This window comes from Streptomyces sp. YIM S03343 (assembly GCF_054729195.1).
Map to the genome: position 1 here is coordinate 2,408,650 of NZ_JBPUKX010000001.1, position 19,336 is coordinate 2,427,985.

Consider the following 19,336-nt stretch of genomic DNA (forward strand, 5'->3'; position numbering starts at 1 on the left):
CTGAGCGAGCCGAACACGGGCACCGTCCCGCTGGCCGCTATGTAGGCAAGTGAGCCGCCCCAGAGACACTTCGAGGGCTATGGCGCATGCGCGCCGAACACTCGACGAAGGGGCACCGGGGCGGTGACTCGCTAGAGCGTCGGATCCCAATAACCGATCTTCACGCCGTCCGGCGTGCCGTAGAGATGCCATCGCGAAAGGTTGCGGTTCCACAACTGGCATGCCGTCTCCGGGAGTTGCAGACAGCCGTGGTCCGCACCTTTGTTGGTGAGCATGCAGTTCGGGTCGTACAGACAGGAGTCGTTGTCGACCGCTCTGGTCACCACAGCGTCCAGGTTCTGTTCGAGCACGGTGCGCAGGGCGCCGAGGGTGAAGTCACTCCCTCCATTGGGGTAGATGGCGAAGGCCAGGTCGTTCGGGAACAGGTATTCGGACAAGCTCGTTTCGCTGTACCCGCTGTCGACCGCCAGGGCCCGCAGCAGCTGGTGGGACAGTGAGTGCAACAGCCCGAACAGTTCGTGCACCGCGAAGTCGGGGTGGCCTTCGGCCGGTGGCGTTTCGTGTGCGAGCGCTTTGCCTCCGCTGCGGCCGAGCTGGTGGACAAGCCAGCGGGCGACACCCCCTGCCTCGACCAAGTCGTTGCGATCGACCAAGTCATTGCGCACCAACCAGCGGCTGATCCTCTCCCGGTCCACCGGGAAGAGCAACGCCTCCGCCTGCGTGGGGTGCGCATAGAGAAGGGTCTTCTCCGGAGCGCCTCTCCCCGCCCGGCCCCGGTAGGGAACGAGGTCCGCCTCGTCCGGGCTGAAGCCTGTGCGGCTGTAGCCGATCGCGAGATAGGTGATGGGCAGCTCGGTCACGAGGCAGGTCTGCTCGCCGTCGAAGCCGGCTCGGGAGAGCACCCCGGGGTACCGATCGTAAAGCGCCCGACGCGCGGGGGTACGTGCCTCCTTGGCCAGGCGGCGGATGTCGAGGCGGTGCAGATTGCGCACCCGCTGATAGGTGTGCAGCTCCGCGGCCAATGCGCGAGCCTCGTCACCGTCGACGTCGAGGCCGAGTGTCTTGCCGACCTGCTCGCGCAGGCCGCCCACTTCGACGGGCATGAACCTCGCCCGCAGCGCTCTCGCCTGGTCGACGAGACCGGCCTGTTCCATGGCCCGGACGCTCTCGATCACCTCGTCGGGAACGTCGACCGTGTGTCCGTCGGTGAGGCGTCGAAACTCGCCCTCGGTGATCTCTCCGAGCCAACGGCCGAGCACCGCCACGGTGTAGTTCGGATTGTTCTGTCGCGCCGCTTCCTCGGTCGTGGTGACGTTGACGAGGGTGAGGCCTTGGCCGACGTGCGCGGTTCCGGCCGTGTGCAGCAGGGGGCTCATGAGTTTGTCCGGGTAGCCGCACGAAGTGTTTCCGCAGCTCCTCTGCACCGGGAGAGGGAAGCCGCAGTCCAAGCACTCCCAGCGGAAGTCGCGGAACCGGCTCGGCCGGTCGTCGAGCTTGAACTTCGTATGCCCCCTCGGGCACTTCTGCGGCGGATACATCGGCGAGATCTCCCCGCAACGGTGCGCGAAGACGAACTGGAGCTGGCGATTGCCGAATCCGTTGCCGCAGCGCGGACAGGGCGGCGGCCACTCGTCGGCGCCCGGGCGCGGATCACCGGCCGCCCACACATGCCCGCAGCGGGAGCTGGAGCAGCGTACGACCCGAGGCCAGACGCGGCAGAACACCTTGCCGGGCACGACGACCTCGTAGTGCCGCGAAGCCAGACGGTCCTCATCGCCGGGGAACTCGGGGGCCCGATCCGCGCCGGCCGCCTGCGCCCGACCTGCTGCTCGCCAGGTGCGGACGAACCGCATCGCGGCCTGAACCAACTGGTCGCGGTCGAGCGATGGGCCGTCGAACTCGTCGTCGCGGCCGTACTGCATCACCTGAGCGGTGTATCCGCCGCGGTGGTCAAAGGTCTGCCCCGGGCGGAAGCGGTAGAGGACCTGGCCTCGGTCGCGGGACATGTCGTGCTCTCGGGGGTTGAACACGGCCATCACGACCTCCGCCCGTCGGACACGATATGGAACGGGATGCCTTCGGAGACGTCTCGGAGACTCGTCATGGGCCGGTATTCCAGGCCCAGATGGTCGCCGGTCGAGCGGTAACCACGGTTGTCGCCGCCCGCCAGGCCAGCGGATGCACCGGCGGACCGGAGATGGGTGATCGCGTCCTCCACCAACCGCTCCAGATCGGTCCGCAGTTCCTCTCCCTCGGGACGCGACGATTGGAAGACGGCGTGCATCGTCTCCAACAACCGGGTGAGTTGAACCGTGGACAGGCCTCCGACAGCCGGGGCACGCAGAGCCGCCTGCATCTTGGACAGGTCATGCAGATGCCCGGGGCCGTTGCCCGCCTGCCACCAATCGCGATTGGCGATCTGCAGGACTTGGCCCATGAGGATGCCCGGGAGGGTGCGGCGAACCGCGAAGCGGCTCCAGCGGTTGATCGCGACGGGTTCCACCATGCGGTCCAGGTACTCGTGGAACTTGCCGTGATAGCGGTAGTGCGATCGGTCGCGCTCCCGTACGGGGTTGAACAGCATGAACACCAGGCCGTGATAGGCACGGCCGACGCGAGAAGAGGCCTGGATGTACTCGGCCATCGAGCGGGGCATGCCGTTGAACAGCATGAGGTTCAAACGGTCCACGTCCACGCCGTGGCTGGCCATGCTGGTGGCCACGACCATGCCCGTCTCCCCGTCGGTGGTGCTCAGATCCTCGAGAACGCCGCGGACACCGTCGAGACCTCTGTTGTTCTCGCTCTTCAGCTCCGCCACCCGGAGATCGGGGAATCCGTCCCGGCGCAGGGTCTCGTTGACCTGAGTGTCGAGTGAGCGACGGATCTTCCCGAAGTCGACGAGCGAGGTCACGTACGTCAGGCTCGTACGGTAGAGGTCCACCGTCGCCGCCAGCTCTTCCGCCGGCCAACCGGCGAACTCATCGGGCAGGTCCTTGCGCAGGACGAGCTTCCAGAGCGCGCGATGCGCCGAGGTGAGCATCCTGACCAGCGTCATCTCGGCCGTGCCGCGGGTCGGCATGACCCCGACGAAGCTGCGCATGGGCCGGTCTCGGTCCAGCTTCCAGTAGAAGCTCTCGTCCGGGCTGGGTCCGGGAAGCGGCACCACCACCGACGGAAGCCCGAAGAGGTGCTCACTCTGACGGTCCTCGCCGCGAATGGTCGCGGTGGTCGCCACGACCTTCATCCGTACGCCCCGACCGTCGGTACGCTGTCGGGCCGACAGGGTGCGCTGGACCTCGGCCAACAGACCTTCGTAATGCCCGGAGAAAGCCCCCAACTCTTCGTTGACCATGTGGAGTTCATCGATGATCTCTAGGGACGGAGAGGGGTCGCGGAGAGGTTCCCTCAAGCGCCGGGGGGCGACCTTCGAGTGGCCCGGAGCATGGCGCTCATGGCACTTCCCGCCCCGTCCATAGCCGTGGTCGGGGCAGTGACAGTCGACATCGCCGAAGAGGGCGCCGAACTTGTCGGACAGACCGATGTTGGCGAGTTTGTCCAGCGTCCCCACCACCACAGTGGGGAGGTAGCGGTAGATCTCCGTGTCCACGACGATGATCGGCAGGGTCTCCCCGCACTGCTCATTGCCGCATACGTGCAGGAGCCTGAGCTTCCTCGGATCCGGGGGCGGAATCTTGACGGACGCCTCGCGGCAGTAAGGGCACTCGTGCACCAGGCGGTACTCGTGGCGGGCTTCCTCACTCGTGCGCAGTCGGTCGAGCATCCCGTCCGCCAACAGCGAGTTGGGCGTGTTTCCGCTACCGGCGTAGAAACCGATGAAGAAGGGCCAGTCGGCGCCGCCCATGGCCTTGATCCGTGCCGCGTTGCGCTCGAGCTTGCGTACGGTCTCAGCCGCGGCGACCACATTGAGCTGTCGTTGTGTCTGCTGAAGGGTCAGCAGACGCAACGGGAACCGGCACCAGGCTGAAACGCCCTCTTTCTTGCCTCGGATCCGGTCGTAGAACATGCACACCACGACCAGTCCGAGATAGGCCTCGGTCTTGCCGCCGCCCGTGGGGTACCAGATGATCGTCGCCGCCTCGGTGGGATCGACGTTGTACTCGTCGCCCCAGAGTCCCGCCGTGAACTCCTCCTCCGGGTGCTCACGCCATGCCAGAGCGCCGAGTTGGCTGACGATGGACACGAGTTGGAATAGGCGCCATCCTCGACTCGGCTTCGTACTACGGCTGTTGACCTCCACCATCGACTCGTTGGCCAGTCGGAAGGCGAGGAGCAATTTTTCATCACGCCTCAGCCAGGCGATGCCGTCGCGAAACCGAGCCACCTCCAACGCAGAGGCCTCCCTGTCGGCCTCCTTCTGACGGGCCTGCGCCGGTTCGTCCTGGAGGTCGACGGTGCCCCACACAGGCTTCGACAGGTACGACTCCATGGCGTCTGCCAACTCGTCGAGGGCCGGGAGCGGATCGGCGGCGAGAGCGTCGTATGCCCACCGTTCGCCGGTGCGGGGAACGGCGCGGTGCGTGTCGTGCACCGGAACCGGCACGCTGCGGATGCCGACAAGACGTCCATCGCCCCAGCGCTCGACACCGCAGTTGTTGGCATACGCGCCCAGCTCGCGGGAGTAGCGATACGCATCGGCACCGAGGTCCATCTCGATGGGGAGCAGACGGTCGCCCTCGATCTCGAGTGCCGCCCGGAAGAGAGTGTGGTCTCTGGCCTCGTCTCGGCGGGATCGCCCGGCGTTGGTGCCGCGCCCCTGCACGGTGATCATCGGGTCGGTGGCGAGGTTCTGCAGAGTCGCGGTCACTCGAAGCCGGCCCGTGTCCACAGGCCGCGAAGTGATCACGACATGGGCGTCGGGGGACGGCACGACGGGATCACCGACGGCTTCCCGGGCCAGCCACTGCTCGAAGGCCGCCTCGTCGGCCATCGCGGCGGGTGGGACCATCCGCTCCCGACGATCGTGTCCGTGACGACGGTCGATGCGAGGGTCTCGCTGCGCTTGCCTCACGGCCTCGTCGAAGGCTCGACGAAACTCGTGCTCCAGAGTCTTCGTCTGGCGCAGGCCCGTCTGCCCGAGGACGACGTCGACGGGTCCGACCGCCACCTCGAGACGCCGGAACACGGGCGCGAGCCTGTACGGCTCCGTGCGCTCGCCCGCCCACTGCAGCTGCTGGTCACGGGTCGGCAGTACGGCGTAGTAGAAGGAGGCACGGGCCTTCACGCTGATCTCACTGGCGTTCTGGGCCTCGAACTCGAAGCCGAGGCTGTCCGGAGCGGCGCGGCCGTAGCTCTGAGCAGAGCCACCGGGCCCGGCGTTCGGGGCCAGGCTCGCCATGTAGTAGCGGGCGCTGGGAGGTTCGCCCAGGCAGACGTCTCCGTCCGATTCGCCGGTCGCATCGCGTACGACGGCCTTGACGAGGTGGTCCACCATCGCCGTCTGCTGAGGGATGGTCGGCTCGAACTTCGGTGCGCTCATCGGACCCTCCAGGTCGCACCGAACGGGCTGGAGGCGTCGATTGAGACGAACGACGCGGGATCGTCAGCGCCGGGCAAAGCGAGCAGTTGTGCAAGGGCGCGGTTCGACAGGTATGCCGAACTAGCCCGTAGGACATGGACGTCCACGGAGTCTCCAACGTCCGCGAGTCAGAAGCCGCCCTGGCACGGCGCCAAGGTCGGACATCTTCTGCTTCTTCGAACTCGATCAGAATGAGCGAGAGCCGGTAGAGGGATCAAGCGCATAGCCGAAGTTGATCGAAACCGACCTGATCTGACACGACACTTGTCCTCGTCAAGCAGGCTTCCGTCGACGCGGACGCAACACAGTCTCGACTGCGAGCCCGCGCCGCGAGCGAACGCCGCATTCAAGTCGACCGCGCTGGCGCCCGACGGTCCGTCGATCTACCCGTGCCCGGCTGGGGTCGGTCTCGGTGCCCGCAATCAGGATGCCCGTGAGGGTGCGGTGGGACGGGTCGCCAACCGCGGCCTGTCGCTGATCACGATCTGCGAAACTGATGCCGGAAGCCTACGAGAGGATGTCGAGTCCCTCCCTCACACGAATGCCGGGCTGAGGGAGGAGGCACGTGCGAACGGGGGATCGGTGATACACCGTCAAGCGCTCGTGGTCGGCGTCGAAGGCCCTATCGGAGGCCCGGCAGACGAGTCGCCGCCGAAATGGCAGCCACTTGGGTACGCGAAGCCGTACGCGCAACGTTTACGCGATGTGCTAGGAAAGCAGTACTCCTACGTCCTCTTGGAGCCCGACCCCGACCCCGCCTCCACTGCGGCTGCGCTCGGTGATGCCCTCACAAGAGCCGTCATGGGCAATGCGGACTTCACTGTCATCCACCTGCTTGCGCACGGGGAGCCCGAACAGAACGGCGACGGTCTCCAAGCCGTAGGAGGCGACGGCGAGTTCACTGAGACTCTCGCGCGCTGGATCAAGATGGCCGAGAACCGGAGGACGGACGGAGAAGACGAGCCAGCAGTACTACTGATACTCGATCTGTGCCAGTCCGGCACCGTGGCGACCGAACATCTGCAATCGCTGGTCGACCCGGGGCGGCGACGTGTCTGGGTACTGGCCGCCTGTAACTCCGCCCAGTCCGCCTACGACGGCCGCCTCAGCCTCGCGGTCGACGAAGTGCTCCGCGGCTTCGCATCCGGCGCTCTGAAGCTCGACGAATCGCAGAAATACATACCGCTTGACCTATTCTGCCGCGAAGTCGTCCTCAGCGTCGAAAAACAGAGTGTGGGCTCCTATCCACAGACGGTCGGGCTTCCACTGGCCGCAGTCGGCGCCGACCTGTCGCACCTCCGCTTCTTTCCCAACCCGCGCTACGAGCCGGCCGCCCTCCGCAGCCGCGAGGGCATCGATCCCGCGGTGTTCACGCTCCTGGACGAGGTGGCCGACTCGCGTCACTTCGTGGTCCGAGCCCAGGGTGCCAACAGCGCCTTCGGGGACAGCGGCATGCCGACCTTCACGGGTCGCAGCGACGAACTACGCGAGCTCTCAACATGGTTGGAGGGCGAGGGCTCATCCCTGCGCGTCATCACAGGAGTGGCCGGCGCCGGAAAGTCCGCCCTGGTCGGTCTCCTCGCCTGCGCCGCACACCCTGCACTGCGCGAAGCCACAGAGCGGGTCTGGAGGCCATCCGGTGGCGACCTGCCCGGGGCGGTCGAAGGACTGGCCGTCGTGCACGCGCGGCGGCGGACCCTCGCGGAGGTACTCTCCTCCCTTGCAGCCCAGTGGAACCTGGACTCACCTACCCGCGGCAAGACCTGGACCACGGACCAACTGGTGGCCGCACTGCGCACGAGGGCCGAACCTCCCTATCTGATCGTGGACGCCGTGGATGAGGCAGAACATCCCGACGACCTCGTCACCGCCCTGTTGCTGCCCTTGACGTCGACTCAACGGGTGGATATGAAGCCGCTGTGCAGGGTGCTGATCGCGACCCGTCCCGAAGAAGGACTCCGGCATCTCTTCGAGGCCGCCGCCGAACATGATGGTCTGCTCGACCTGGATGAGGTCCCCGCCGAACGACTGCGACGGGACCTGGTGAACTTCGTCAGCCGCGTACTCCGGCCCATCGGCACCGGCGTATCCGCGTGGTGCTCGCTACCCGCCGCCGAAAGCCTGGGCCGGGCGATGGCGGACACCCTCCTGAGCGGATCTCGGGAATGGGGTGAGTTCCTCGTAGCCGGGCTCTACCTCCGTCTCCTCCGAGAGCAGAAGACCCCACCGGCCACCACTACCGAGGCCAAGGCCCTTGGCAGGGACGTGCCCCGTACTCTCGGTGCGATCCTCGACCTCAACCTGGAATTCCTCGCCCGTCCCGGGCTGCGCGAGCTCATCGCCGCGCTGGCGTGGGCCGAAGGTTCCGGCATGCCGGAGCGGCTGCTCGCCTACGTCGCGGGCATCGCACCTGACGTGAGTGGCGATGAACAGCCGGATTCCTCGGAGCTCCTCCAGGTCCTGCGCTTCTACGTACGCCGAAACGTCGACCGCGACGGCACGCCGCTGTACCGCCTTTTTCACCAAGGTCTCGCAGACGAACTCCGGGGTCGGCCTGTCCTGGATGCGGTGACAGTCTGGGAGCGTCTTCTCGCGACGGTAGGAATGGGCGCCGCACGAAATGGGCGTTGGGCGACCGCCGAGCCGTACCTCCTGCGCCATGCCGCCCGCCACAGCGCGCTGGCCGACAAGCTCGGCGCATTGCTCGAAGATTCTGAGTTCCTGGTCCACGCGGATCCGGCGCCGCTGGCGGACGAGCTCTATCACAGCGAGCAGAGCCCGCGGGGCGCAGTCTCTACAGTCAGGTTCTGAGTGCGGCTGGCGGCTGCCACTCAACGACGACGGGAACCTCCCGCCGCACCACTGCTACGGTCGCGTTCATGACTCTCTCGGTCTCCACGGGTCAGGCTGTTGATCTACGGGTACAGCCGGTTGACGAGGTTCTTGATCGCGTCGAGCGGTCCCTCCAAGTGCGCCTGCTCCCGGACACGGTGGTGCGCAAACGCCGATCCGTCGGAGCCAGAACAGACCGCGACACCTGGGTGCGCGTCGAGCGACGCTTGCCCGACAAGATCCCCGACCAGGGGTGGAACGGCACTGAAAGTGCCGCACGTCTGGCAGGCATCGCCCAGCCCGAATGGCACGGATGCTTGGTATGGCGGGACACGGACGAGCCCGTGATGTGGCGAGCCGACGAAACCGAGCTCCTGCCAGGGCCTCCCGTCGGAAACGCCATCTTGAGTGACGCCCCGGAGCTGCCGGACACCTGGTGGGAGGCATTGAACGCCTCGTTGGACGCTCTGGCGGCACAGGACACGAGGCGGACCGCCACACCGGACACCGTCACCATCACCCAAGCCCTCGTCGCCGAGTCCATCCGCGGCGTCTTCTCCGGCGACTTCGATACGACTGTGGAGCGGTGGGTACCGGCCCACGCGGACCTGAACTGGGCGAACATGACCGCGCCGGCGTTCAGCCTCTTCGACTGGGAAGATTGGGGCAGCGCACCGCGGGGGCTGGACTCGGCCTCCCTGTGGGCGAGTTCCCTTGCCGTCCCGGCTCTGGCCGATCGTGTATGGCACGAGCGCCGGTCCGACTTCGAATGCCGGGACGGCAAGTTGATGACGTTGTTCGTCTGCTCGAAGATCCTCGGCCCTTACGCGCACCCAGAAGACCCCCGCCTGGAACCTGCCCGGCGCATGGTCGAACAGGTCATCAAGGAGCTTCAGGCCGATTGATCGCGCCAGCGGTCCCGAAGGAGACTCCAGTACTCCTGAATGGTCCGCTGCTCGATCTCGCCGGCCAGGGCGCCGACGAGTTCGCCCAGGTGTGCGGGCTCATCGGTGCCCACGGCGACGGAGTCCACCAGCGGGAGGTGATAGGCGGCTCTGAAGGCCGCCTGTACGCGGGAAAGTTGACCGCCGTCCCGGAGAAAGACGCGGGGGTCAATCCTGGCCCACACCGGCGCACTGGTGCTGCCTCCGAAGGGGCTCATCCCCCATACCTCGCCGCCCATACCCCACGCCTTGGTGAGGGCATCCGCAGCATCCAGCGTTCTGGCTCCGACAAGCAGGCCGGCGCGGACCATGAGGACCGATGGCCTGGGTACGGTCGCGTCGATCAGGCTCAGCAGCGGTGCCGGGTCCCAGGACGCCACGCCCCAGGCGGCGCACAGCCCCGTCGCTGTGGCATCGTCGAGGGCAGTGCACGCCTGTGCCAGCAACTCCTGGTTGCGTGGGGCTGCTTCAGGGAGCGAATGTTCCGGGTTATGCAGGAACACCAGGTCCGGCTCCCGTCCGAGGTCCTTAGCCGCCTGTTCCACAGCCGCGTACAGCCGTGCGGGATCCAGGGAGTGCTCCGCCCCACCCGGCTCCGGGAAATAACCGACCTTCGTCGAGACCGTGAACTTCGGCAACAGGTCGCCGGCTGTCCTCGCCAGGACCTGATGCGAGCGGAAGCCGAGGTAGTTGGTGCTGGTGTCGAGCGCGGTGACACCAAGGTCCAACGCCCCAGTCAGGACACGGCGTTCGTGACGAGACCGGTGTAGCCCGAGGACAACTCGGGGGTCAGCACCGCGCACAGCTCCTCCTTCACCAGGATCTCGGCGACCTCCGCCACTTCGGCCCCGCCGACAGTCGCGGCCCGCTCCAGCTCGACCGGCCTGCCGCTCAGCAGCAGACGCAGCACGGGCAGGGCCTTGGCCGCGAGAGTGAGCTTCTTCCCTGAGACCAAGACGTCGACGGTCTCCCCGTTTTCCTGGATCCGGGGAGGGAAGTGGGTGGTGCACACCACGGCGTCGAGCGGGCCGAGTATGTCGAGGAACGGCACGTGTCGAGGCAGCGCCGTCTCCTGCTCGTACTTGGCCAGGAAGTCAGTCGGCGAGCGTTCACCTACCAGCTGGGTGGCCGCCGCGGTCAGGGCCTCGCCGCCGGTCCCCTGCCAGCGGTCGAGGTCGTGGCGAAAGATCTCGCGCTCGCGGCACCAGTCGGCCACCCACGCGAGCCAGCTCGCTCCCGTGCGCTTGGTAATGCCGAACGTGACGTGAAGGCTCTTGCCCGATCCGCTGCCTGTGCGTGTCGCCTGGTGCCAGTGGCCCCGGGGGATGTGCATGACGTCACCGGTCCGCATGACGCCGGACCAGATGATCTCGTCGCTCGGAGTGTTGTTGGGGTCGGAGTCCCGGTACATCGGGACGTTGCGGGAGGTCGCACGGACCTCCCACTCCTTCTCACCCGCGAGCTGGACGATGACGACATCGTGGTCGTCCCAGTGCAGGGGGAAGCCGGAGGCGTCGTTCGTCGTCAGGTACGCGTTGACCTGGACTCGCTCGCGGGACCACCACTGCAGGGCCCGGCAGGCGACCTCCATCGTCGGATCGAAGACGTTGGCCTGGTCCATGATCACCGTCGCGCCTTCCCCCAGGAGCCTGCCCAGGCTGCGCATGTTGACCATGGGGATGCTCTGGCCCCGGGGGCTGACGCTGTCGGTGTAGTAGATGGCCGGATGGACCTCCTCGCCCGTCTGGAAGCACCGGAACTGCGGGCGGTTCAGGCTCCTGCGCATCGCGATGTCGAGCAGGCGGTTCGGGGTCATGATGCGGGAGACGAGTTCGGGGTCGTCCATGCTCCCGCGTACGAAGCCCTTGCCCAGCTCCTCCGCTCCACTCCACCCGAGTGCTGTCTCGATGGCGCTGATCAACTGATGTTCCATCGGTGCGTTCCTCCATGGGTTCGACCACGTGCTTCGGGCGCGGTGGGGTCGGCACGGCCGACCGCTCCGACCCCACCGCTTGGTGCCTACTCGCTGTCGTGCAGGTTGCCGTCGCCACCCGGCCACGGCGCGTCGCCGGAACTCCCGGCGTTGTCCGACCGGAGGCTGTCGTACCGGTCGTGGACGGCGGTCAGCTCTTCTACCGCCACCAGAAGGCCACTTCGGGCCGGAGGCGGTGTCGTGGGCTCTGCCACCTCGTACTCCTTCCTCTTCGGTTCTCCCACCAGGGCTCTGGCGGGAGGTCGATGGCCGCCCCACGGGCGTGGGAGAAGTGGGTTGCCGTGTGGGGCGGCGGTCATTGGGCACCGTGATGAGCCGCAGTCCCGAGCCAGGGACCGGGCAGATCAGCGGTGAATCGGCCGAGCGCCTGCGTCCTCGCGCATGTTGATCTCCAGAACGCGCTGGTCCAGTTCGTACAGGCACGCACGACAGGCGTAGAGGGCCGCGTGCATACCGCTCGACCGGACGGGCCCGATCCACGTCACCTCGACGTCGTCCCGTCCGCACCACAGCCAGCACTCGCCTCGTGCCTGCCATTCGTGGCGATCCCACAGCGCGTAATCAGTGGGCTCCTTCGTGACGGGGTCGATGTCGCGGCGGGTGGGCCGGAAGACCACGTCGGGGTCAGGAAGCGGATTCGCTCGTAATGCGTGCCGTCCCATCACGCGACCGCCAGAGTGAGCGACTCGGGCTCGGCTACGACCCCGCGCTTCGGCCGGCGCGCGAATAACCTGCGTAGAACGGCGGCTCGGATGGCAGACGCCGCCCTGGGAAGCTCGATCTCCGCCCATACGCGCTTCCCGCCACCGGAGGGCTCCCAGGCAGACCGCGAAGCGAGAAGACCCACCAGCGCAAGACCGCGCCCACTCTCATCGTTGTCTTGGGCACAACTCATTTGCGGGGCCAGAGGATTGCCGTCGACGACGTCGATCACCAAACTGCCGGGGCGGTGGAACAGGGCGACGGTGACGGGCCCCTCCCCATGGACCACGGCGTTGGTGATGAGTTCGGAAGCGACAAGGCGGATGGCGTCAGCTGTCTCGTCGTCCACCGGCACACCCCAGGTACGCACCTTGTCGACGACCTGGCGCCGGGCAAGGGGCACCTCCCTTTCCGTACCCGCAAGGACGAACCGATGGACGAGCGTGGGCATGGCGGACGCCTCCGAAGAGCTGGAGAGCGGCGTCGTCCCCGACGGGGGACACGGGGGCGAAGCCGCCGATCTGAGGAACCGTTCCCGAAGCGGTCGCCCTGCGCGCGCTCCTCGTTGGACGGCTGATACTCAGTCAACGGCCCCAGCAGGCAAGGCGGAACGTTTCTAGGGGGTTCCTCATGGGGACGCCCTCCCCTTACACGGACACGCGAAGTAGCCTCCCCACTACGCCGCGAGGGGATGACGGGAGTGATGACGTGCCTGGTGAACCGTTGGCAGTCCACCCGCTGAGCTTCCTCCGCCACACGCGCGGATGGGGCAAGGCCGAGTTCGCCCGCCTCATGCAAGCACACGGGAGATCACTCGGAATCCCGCTGGCGACCAACCGCACAACCGTGTGGAAATGGGAGCAGGGCCAGGAGCCGGACGCGGACGCCCAGCGCGTTCTCGCCGACTTGCTGTGTGTCCCGTACGAGCAGGTCCGGGAGGAAGGCTGGCCACGGTGGCTCCCGGTCTGGGAGATCGCGGGGCTCACCACACCGTGGACCGAGGCCGGTACCGTTGAAGCCTTGTCCGAACTCGTGGGGAGTGGCCGCATGGACCGCCGGGGCTTTCTCACCATCACCGGCGCCGCCTTGACGGGCCTCGCAGCGAGCTGGGCGGACGCGCCCTCCGCCTTCGCCTCGGCACTCAACGGCGACCGGGTCACGGACACGATGGTCTCGACGATCGAGCAGCGCATCAGCACGCTTCGCACGCTCGACGACCAGCTCGGAGGCGCCCGGCTCCTGGAGCAGGCACGCGGTGACCTCGCCTTGGTGACTGGTCTCCTCGGCACCGGCCGGTACACGGACAGGATTCGCGTCCGCCTCTACTCGCTGGCGGCCCGGGTGTCGCACCTGACCGGCTGGATGGCCTACGACGCTGGCCTGCGGTCCGCCGGCCAGCGCTACTACGTCGGGGCCCTGCGTAGCGCTCGAACTTCCGGAGACGACGCCTTCGGCGCCTTCATCCTCGCGGAGATGGGAGTCCAGGTCTCCGAGGCAGGACGGACCGCCGAGCGGGTCAACCTCATCTCGACCGCCATCGACAACGCGCCTCAAACGCTGTCGCCGTACACCCAGTCCTTCCTCTACCTGCACAAGGCCGAGGCACTGTCACGCGATGGCGACCACCGGAACGCCGGAACGGCACTCAACCGAGCCGTGTCCCTCGGGGAGCACGGCTCGGCGGAGGAGAACCCGGACTGGCTCAACTGGTTCGGCGAGGCGCAGTTGAAGTCGACCGAAGGCAAGGTCCTGTTGCGTTCCGGGCAGGTAGAGCGCGCGACGAGTTCCCTGGAGACCTCCGTGGAGAGCGCGGCTCCTCGGGACAAGGCCGTACGGTCCAGCCGCCTGGCAGAGGCACGGCTCGCCGGCGGCAACCTGGAGGGGGCGCTGGACGCCGCGAACTACGGCGCCGGGCTCTTGGAGAGCAGTGTCAGCTCCGTGCGGGCTCTGGACCGCTTGAAGGAGTTCTCCGCTCGACTCGAACCGCGCAAGTCCGTCCCCGCTGTCCGCGAGTTCCGCGAGCGTCTTCAGGCGCTTCCCATCGCGGCCTGACAAGCGCCCTCTCGGAATCCGAGGGCGAGCCCGCCCCGTAGGAGGAGTCGGCCCAAATGCCAGGATGGACGGCATGACGAGGATCGACGGTGAGGTCGCGGCTGGGTTCGAAACGGTGCGTGAGGCGTTCGAGGCGAACTTCTCCCAGCACGGGGACATCGGCGCGGCGGTATGCGTGTACCAGCACGGCCGACCGGTGGTGGACCTGTGGGGTGGCGTCGCCGATCCGGAGACCGGTCGTCCATGGGCACGGGACACGTTGCAACTGGTCTACTCGGCCACCAAGGGTGCGACCGCGACAGCAGCCCATATGCTGGCCCAGCGCGGCATGTTGGACCTGGACGCGCCGGTGGCGAAGTACTGGCCGGAGTTCGCCGCGAACGGCAAGGCGGACATCCCGGTGCGCTGGCTCCTGTCCCACCAGGCTGGCCTGATCGCGCTGGACCAACCGGTCCCGCTGCACGAGGCGCTGGCCTGGCACCCGATGGCGGCCGCCCTGGCCGCTCAGCGTCCACTGTGGACGCCGGGCACTGCACACGGCTATCACGGTCGCACCTGGGGCTGGCTCGTCGGCGAGATGATCCGCCGAGTGTCCGGCCGCACGCCGGGCCGCTTCTTCGCCGACGAGATCGCCGCCCCTCTCGGGCTGGACTTCTTCATCGGATTGCCGGCGGATGAACGGGACCGGGTCAGCCGCATGGTGTACCAGCGTCCGGACGTCGACCTCACCACCGTGCCCGCCGAGTCGATTCCCGACGAACTCCGCGAAGTGGTCGCCGCCTGGCGCGACCCGAGCTCCTTCAGCAACAGGGCGTACGCCGTCACCGACCCCACCGAGATCGACTTCGACTCGCCCGAGGTACAGGCCGCGGAACTCCCGGCATCCAACGGCATCAGCACCGCTCGCGGACTGGCGCGCATGTACGCCGCGCTCATCGGCGAGGTGAACGGCGTACGCCTGCTCACCCCGGAAACCCTGGAGGCGGCGACCAAGGAACAGGCCAGCGGGAAGGACCAGGTCATGCTGATCCTGAGCCGGTTCAGCTCCGGATACATGTTGCCCACCGAGGCCAACCCCATGACCGGCCTGAGCGCCTTCGGCCACACGGGGCGAGGCGGCTCACTCGGCTTCGCCGGCCCTGAGCACGGCATTGCCTTCGGTTACGTGATGAACAACATCATCGGGGGTACCGACGACATGCGTGCAGCTTCGCTGGTCGACGCGGTGCGAAGGTCGGTGGCGTAACTGATCGGGCTGCGCTGGGCTCTACTGGCGGGCGAAGCGGACGATCCGCGCAACTCGGAGCGGCCGTCATCGCTGAGCTCCTCGATTCTCCGTAGGGTGGCCGCTTCAAAGATCAACTAGGACCATTTCACATTAGAGAGAGAAAACCGCAGACTGGGCGGAGTCTGCGGCCCTTGATCTCGCTACGTGCAGCCCCTCCCCCCCTTGGCCAGGGGGACTCCCCTGCACTCGGGCTAGACCACCCGCTCGGTAGCCGACGAGGACATCGGCGAGAGTCACGTTGCACGTCGGGTACGTGTACCAGGCCCACAAGATCACTCAAAAGTCCCTGCGATCCCTTTCGACTCGTTCCATGACTCGATGACTTCGATTCTCCTTTGCCTTGTTCTGATGTTGATGGTTATGAACACATCACTCATGGCATGAGGGGCGGCACAAGGGCCAGATGGGGTGTGGGATGGCACCGCGCCAGGCAGAGGGAGTCGGGGGTGGCAAGAAATTAGGCGGCGAGTGGGGGTGCCTCGTCGGCCGCAATGGGGTCGCAAGTCCGTCTTCGCGGCCATCAGGACCTGCCAGCGCTGAGGCGGTCGGTGAGTGATTGCCGATGCAGTACTGGCAGGGCGTCAGATGGGCGCGTATCAAGCTCCCGGGCCTGCCGCTCCTCGGCCGCCTCGACCGTCTCGCGGGCGGATTCCTCGGCGTCCAGGATCGCCCTGCCCCCTCGGCGTCGTCGCGGCGAGCGCGATGGGGCCGACCAGCACGGGACCGTCCCCCGCGGCCTGCACGGCCCGCATGGTGTCGGCCAGCGACGAGGTCGCTCCCGTCGGCGCCGGGCACCTGGAGTCGTGGAAGACGTCGATGCAGTCGATGCCGCGCTTCTCGTCGTACGAGAAGCGCGTCTCGCTGTGACATTCCGAGCAGCGGTAGGCATCGGCCATCGCGGCAAGCTGAGGGCGGTCGGGCCTCGCACGGGGAGGCTTGTGCGGCTTCCTGCGGCACATGGGGATCTTCCATTCGTGGCAGCGGAGAGTGACTTTCGGAGGCGGAGGCGACCATCCCGTCCCACATAAGTGAGACAAGCGAGACAAGCGGTACGCCGCAGGTCAGAGACTTTTGGCTGTCTCACTTAGAGCGGGTAAGTGAGACAAGCGAGACGGCCTCAGCGCCCTGACCTGTGATGTCCCGCTTGGACCACTTGTCTCGCTAGGGCGGAGCGGGACCTTCCATCACTCCTCCTGCGGCGACGGACAGTAGCGATTCCAGGCGTCCTCGAACTGCGGCCGGAGGTAGCCACGCTGCCTCGTATGGTCGGAGAACCGGATCTGCTTCGGCCGGATCTCGTACGGCGCGAGGAGCTTGCCGAGCTGGTGCGCGTTGAGCCCGTCGCGGCCGTACGTCGCCCACTGCGAGTGCGGGTCCTGCTTCAGGTACTGCAACAGCGTCTCGGTCTTCATCTCGTTCGGGTTGGACGCCTTAGCGAAGGCGTCGCGGCAATCCGTGAGGATGGCGTTCTCGGCGCCGTCTTCCGCCTCTTCACGGGCCTTCTCCAGCTCGCCTGCGGCCTTCCGAGCGGCGTCAGGCCACCAGCCCCCGGCAAGGTCGGCCACCAGGAACAGCGGCTCCCACGTGTCTGCGGCCCGGTCCTCAAGGGGCAACATGTCGGGGTAGGTGTCGGCGATGTCCGCGGCGCCCAGCCAGACGGCGAGGCTGTCCCGGATCTCGTTGAACCGCGGCGCGTCGCGCCGTGCCCGGAACGGCTTCACCTCCTCGCCGTGGTGGCGCCTGCGCATACGGATGACTACGGCACGGTCCATGATCGTGTCGGGCAGGTCGCCGATACCGGCCAGCGCCGCCATGGCGAACGTCGGGAACTGCTTCACCTCGTGGTTCGGCCCAGAGCACCGGGTCGCGGGCCTTCCGCGCTGATGACCCGCGTTCAGCAGGCCACGGAAGTCCTCGTTGTTCTCCGCGGTCTTCTTCGTGCCGAAGATGGAGTCCGCCTCATCGACCAACAGCGTCGGCGGGTCGTGCTCGTCGATCGACCGGAACACCGCTGCCACGGTCGCGTTGACCGTCAACAGCGGCTTATGGGACGCCTCGTACACCACGTCCAGGAGACGGGACTTCCCGCACCGCTTCTTCGGGGCAACCACGGCGAGCCGCGGCGCATGAAAGCTGTGCCGCTGCGTGTGCGTGGCCGCGATCCACAGGGTGACGGCGACCGCGGCGGCGTCGCTGGGGAAGACGACGTACTCACGCATTGCGTTGTACAGCTCATCCAGGACCCGGGCGCCGTCTGCCGACGCCGTGTACTCCTCGGGCAGGGCGGAAGCGGTACCGAAGCCGTCTGGGCACCCCGCGCGCATGCACCTCCCCTTGAGCTGGTCGTGCTCGCACCGGTCTGAAGCCGCTTCGGACGCGGCACTACTCATGAACTCGTCGGGGGTACTCATGCAGCCACCCCCTTGTACGCGGAGCGCAGATGCCGCTGGATATCGCGTTCAGTCCACGGGGCCCGCGAGCAGGGCCACGCAAAGACGATCGGCCGCAGCTGGTCGCACGCCTCCTGCGGACTCAGCCCCTCATCCCGCAGCGCCCTGACCGCCCAGCAGAGCGCGCCATCTTGGTTGCCCGGGTGAACGCTGGCAAGCCACCCGAGGATGCCGCCCACATCGCCTGAAGGGAGTGGTGAACGCGGCTTCGATGTGACCGGCCTCGGCGCGGGCCGCAGCAGGCCGAGAAGCCACGCCGGCGCAGCGACAGGCGGCCGGGGATCGAGCACGACATACGCCATGGTGTGCGCGGAGTCGTCGGCCCTTGACGGGGGTGCGACGACCTGCCCCCCGTTGCCCCGAGTGTCCAGGCCAGGGCCGAGCTTGCCAGCGGAGTTGCCAAGGTCGAAGTCGACGCCCTGCCACGCCCAGTAGTAATGGACGCCACCGCTCCCGGTACCTACGGCGTACGTCAGCGGGAGTTCTCCGTACCGGCGCTCCAGGTCGGCGAGGGTGGTCGATCCAACGGCCCCGTTCTTGTCGTCGATGTCGAGTACCCAGATCCCCGATGCCTGCCCCGTGACGATGCAGACGTTGGCGTCAGGGCACTGCGTCCACCAACGCTCGATAGTGGCGACGTCGGTGGTGGCGCGCTCCTGCCACGCCTTCACGGTCGGGTGCTTGCTGCCGGGCGGTGCCCAGATGACCCGCCAGCCACGCTCGGCGCAGCTGATGGCGGCAGCCATCGGCGTTACCCTGGCACGGATCGAAACCGTTGCCTGGTTGTTGATCATTGCGGAGCCGTTGCCCTGGCCGTGGGCGGCGGCTCCGGTGCCGTTATGCCGCATCTTCGCCACCTCCGCCTTTGGCGGTGCGGCGGGCAGCGGCCTTGGCGGCGCGGGCACGTGACGAAGCCAGGGCCAGGCGGCTGAAGTAGGCCTTGCGCGCGTGCTCAGCGCGGCGTGCGCGCTCTTCCGGAGCAAGAGTGCCGTCCGGGTCGACCTGCCGCTCGAAGCGGTCGAGGAAGGCAGCCCTGGCAGGTGCCGTGTGGGCAGAGGGGTCTTCGGTCTTGGACCAGAGGGTGTCTGCTGCGATCCGGGCGCGGATGCGGCGCTGCCCGGCGTTCAAGCCGGTGCGCTCGGTGATGTCGTCGGACACGTGATCTCCCGGCACCTCACCGAGAGGGTGGGTGCGTGGGAGCGTTTATCCGGGATTGCGCTCTACCGGTCCCGTCGCATGTAGCGATGCAGATTTCCTCGCAAGGCTAGCATTGCGCTCATGGTATGGGACGCCGGGCGAAAGATCCGTGCGCTACTCAACCGTGATCACGAGATCATGGTGCGGGTCCGCTGCGGCAACTGCCGCCGCACTCTCGATCACATTTACGGAGATGCCGAGCGTCCTTTGTTCCGGTACAGCGAAGGCTCGGTTCCGGGCCGGATCGTAGCCAATGAGCGTGTGCTGCGGTGGCGATGTCGCTGCGGTGCTGACGTTCCGGTGCGGCTCGACAGGTTCACGCAGGCATACAAAGCGGTCGCA

15 protein-coding genes are annotated in these 19,336 nt (G+C 67.2%); 5 read left to right on the plus strand and 10 right to left on the minus strand.

All coding sequences use genetic code 11. From position 1 onward, the window contains the following. Positions 1-131 precede the first annotated feature (131 nt). Both ACSYGN_RS10260 and ACSYGN_RS10265 read right to left on the minus strand, forming a co-directional pair. Positions 132-2,036, minus strand: coding sequence for a hypothetical protein (locus tag ACSYGN_RS10260; RefSeq protein WP_460394107.1), 1,905 nt, complete (start codon positions 2,034-2,036; stop codon positions 132-134). Beyond that, on the minus strand, positions 2,036-5,497 hold the full coding sequence (locus tag ACSYGN_RS10265) for a helicase-related protein (protein WP_460394109.1): 3,462 nt from the start codon (positions 5,495-5,497) through the stop codon (positions 2,036-2,038). The genes ACSYGN_RS10260 and ACSYGN_RS10265 overlap by 1 nt, the downstream gene beginning before the upstream one ends. Before the next feature lie 840 nt (positions 5,498-6,337). Here ACSYGN_RS10265 and ACSYGN_RS10270 point away from each other — a divergent pair. Together ACSYGN_RS10270 and ACSYGN_RS10275 are read left to right on the plus strand one after the other, a co-directional pair. Beyond that, entirely contained in the window at positions 6,338-8,347 is a 2,010-nt protein-coding gene (locus ACSYGN_RS10270; protein WP_460394111.1) for a hypothetical protein, read from the plus strand. 68 nt (positions 8,348-8,415) lie between these two features. Further along, complete coding sequence (locus tag ACSYGN_RS10275) at positions 8,416-9,273, plus strand: hypothetical protein (protein ID WP_460394113.1); 858 nt, start codon at positions 8,416-8,418, stop codon at positions 9,271-9,273. Here the strand turns inward: ACSYGN_RS10275 and ACSYGN_RS10280 are convergent. The 5 genes from ACSYGN_RS10280 to ACSYGN_RS10300 form a co-directional block, all read right to left on the minus strand. Beyond that, positions 9,261-10,115, minus strand: coding sequence for an aldo/keto reductase (locus ACSYGN_RS10280; RefSeq protein WP_460394115.1), 855 nt, complete (start codon positions 10,113-10,115; stop codon positions 9,261-9,263). The two genes, ACSYGN_RS10275 and ACSYGN_RS10280, sit on opposite strands and share 13 nt — an antisense overlap. Further along, positions 10,049-11,245, minus strand: a complete 1,197-nt coding sequence (locus ACSYGN_RS10285) for a JmjC domain-containing protein (protein ID WP_460394117.1) — start codon at positions 11,243-11,245, stop codon at positions 10,049-10,051. Before ACSYGN_RS10285 ends, ACSYGN_RS10280 begins: the two co-directional genes overlap by 67 nt. 86 nt (positions 11,246-11,331) lie before the next feature. Beyond that, positions 11,332-11,499, minus strand: a complete 168-nt coding sequence (locus tag ACSYGN_RS10290; protein WP_381622573.1) for a hypothetical protein — start codon at positions 11,497-11,499, stop codon at positions 11,332-11,334. 150 nt (positions 11,500-11,649) lie between these two features. Beyond that, a complete protein-coding gene (locus ACSYGN_RS10295) occupies positions 11,650-11,922 on the minus strand; it encodes a hypothetical protein (RefSeq protein ID WP_460394119.1) in 273 nt (90 codons plus the stop codon). Between the two features lie 44 nt (positions 11,923-11,966). Beyond that, positions 11,967-12,458, minus strand: coding sequence for an ATP-binding protein (locus ACSYGN_RS10300; protein WP_460394121.1), 492 nt, complete (start codon positions 12,456-12,458; stop codon positions 11,967-11,969). A gap of 257 nt (positions 12,459-12,715) precedes the next feature. On the opposite strand from ACSYGN_RS10300, the gene ACSYGN_RS10305 reads away from it, so the two are divergent. The 3 genes from ACSYGN_RS10305 to ACSYGN_RS10315 all read left to right on the plus strand — a co-directional run bounded on the left by ACSYGN_RS10305 (position 12,716) and on the right by ACSYGN_RS10315 (position 16,214). After that, entirely contained in the window at positions 12,716-14,059 is a 1,344-nt protein-coding gene (locus ACSYGN_RS10305; RefSeq protein WP_460394123.1) for a transcriptional regulator, read from the plus strand. Between the two features lie 73 nt (positions 14,060-14,132). After that, positions 14,133-15,305, plus strand: a complete 1,173-nt coding sequence (locus ACSYGN_RS10310; RefSeq protein WP_460394125.1) for a serine hydrolase domain-containing protein — start codon at positions 14,133-14,135, stop codon at positions 15,303-15,305. A 744-nt stretch (positions 15,306-16,049) separates the two neighbouring features. Beyond that, a complete protein-coding gene (locus tag ACSYGN_RS10315; protein ID WP_460394127.1) occupies positions 16,050-16,214 on the plus strand; it encodes a hypothetical protein in 165 nt (54 codons plus the stop codon). 317 nt (positions 16,215-16,531) lie between these two features. Here ACSYGN_RS10315 and ACSYGN_RS10320 read toward each other — a convergent pair whose 3' ends face one another. The 3 genes from ACSYGN_RS10320 to ACSYGN_RS10330 are packed head-to-tail and all read right to left on the minus strand — an operon-like array spanning position 16,532 to position 18,955. Beyond that, positions 16,532-17,758: a DUF3631 domain-containing protein gene (locus ACSYGN_RS10320; RefSeq protein ID WP_460394129.1), complete on the minus strand. Its 1,227-nt coding sequence runs from the start codon at positions 17,756-17,758 to the stop codon at positions 16,532-16,534. After that, positions 17,755-18,645: a bifunctional DNA primase/polymerase gene (locus ACSYGN_RS10325; RefSeq protein ID WP_460403361.1), complete on the minus strand. Its 891-nt coding sequence runs from the start codon at positions 18,643-18,645 to the stop codon at positions 17,755-17,757. The genes ACSYGN_RS10320 and ACSYGN_RS10325 overlap by 4 nt, the downstream gene beginning before the upstream one ends. Continuing rightward, entirely contained in the window at positions 18,635-18,955 is a 321-nt protein-coding gene (locus ACSYGN_RS10330) for a hypothetical protein (protein ID WP_460394131.1), read from the minus strand. The genes ACSYGN_RS10325 and ACSYGN_RS10330 overlap by 11 nt, the downstream gene beginning before the upstream one ends. Between the last annotated feature and the right edge of the window lie 381 nt (positions 18,956-19,336).